The organism is Micromonospora echinofusca, from assembly GCF_017614955.1.
In the GTDB taxonomy this organism is placed as follows: Bacteria; Actinomycetota; Actinomycetes; order Mycobacteriales; family Micromonosporaceae; genus Micromonospora; species Micromonospora echinofusca_A.
The window spans coordinates 1-1085 of sequence record NZ_WVUH01000675.1 but is presented as its reverse complement, the minus strand read 5'-3'; the positions used below and the strand labels follow the sequence as shown (position 1 = coordinate 1085).

Annotated in this window: 3 protein-coding genes; 2 read left to right on the top strand and 1 reads right to left on the bottom strand. The window is 74.6% G+C overall.

From position 1 onward, the window contains the following. Nucleotides 1-143: carbohydrate-binding protein (locus GSF22_RS35280; protein WP_368856943.1), on the top strand; the 143-nt coding region annotated here is incomplete at its 5' end. Between the two features lie 147 nt (nucleotides 144-290). Further along, complete coding sequence (locus GSF22_RS33805) at nucleotides 291-617, top strand: DUF4190 domain-containing protein (RefSeq protein ID WP_208817946.1); 327 nt, start codon at nucleotides 291-293, stop codon at nucleotides 615-617. A gap of 12 nt (nucleotides 618-629) precedes the next feature. Here the strand turns inward: GSF22_RS33805 and GSF22_RS33800 are convergent. Then, nucleotides 630-1085, bottom strand: a 456-nt coding sequence (locus tag GSF22_RS33800) for a tetratricopeptide repeat protein (RefSeq protein ID WP_208817945.1), incomplete at its 5' end; no start/stop codon positions are given.

Here is a 1085-nt window from a genome sequence, read left to right as displayed (position 1 = left end):
CCGGTACCTGGACGGCGGGCACCACCTACCAGACAGGCAACCAGGTCACCTACGGTGGCGCCGGTTACCGGTGCCTCCAGACGCACACCGCCCAGCCGGGCTGGGAGCCACCGAACGTACCCGCCCTGTGGGCCCGGCTCTGACCGCTGCCGGGCAGCACGGCTGCCGGTGCGTCCCCCGCCCGTCCGGGACGCACCGGCGGTGCGCCGTCCACCGGGCAGGCCCGAGGAGACCGTCGGCGGCTTGCGGGACCGGCACACACTGTGGACACGCGCTCCAGGAGGTGGACAGTGACCGACCAGCCGCCGCACGTACCGCCGCCACCCGGTCCCGGACCGGCACCGGGCCAGCCACCGTACCCGCCGCCCTACCCGTACGCGCCCCCGTTCAACACGTACGCGATCCTGTCCCTGGTCTTCGCCGTGATGGTCTTCCCGCCGCTGGGCGTCTACTTCGGCAACCGGGCCAGGGACCAGATCGCCCAGACCGGTGAGCGGGGCAGCGAACTCGCCACCGCCGGCATCGTGGTCGGCTGGGTGTTCACCATCATGTACGTGGTCTTCATTCTGATCTGGTGCGCCATGGCCGGGACGATCCTCTCCGGCTCGACCGGCTGACGCCGGGACCGGTCACAACTCGGGCGAGCGGAACGCCACGGTGGTCCGCTCACCGAGCCGCTCCACCTCGACCAGCCCGTCGTGCAGCAGGTCCAGGGCCTCCTCCGGCCGGTCCCACCGCTCCAGGTGGTCGGCGAGCAGCAGCACCGTGGTGGCCAACTCCCGGCGCCGCCCGGACCCGCGGTACCCCTGCACCGCGTCCCGCAGGTGCCGCTCGGCACCGGCCCGGTCCCCGGCGTCGGCGCAGAGCAGACCCTGCACCCGGGCCGCCCGGGCCACCCACGGACCGTCGGCACCCGATTCCAGCGCCTCCCGCACCAACGCGCCCGCCTGCTCCGGCTGCCCGAGCGCCCGGTACGCCTCGGCCAACTCGACCCCGGTGTCCCGGGCCGACGCCACCTGCCCGGCACCGAGGAGCGCGGCGTGCGCGGTGGCGAGATCGGCCAACGCCCCGGCGACGTCCCCGGC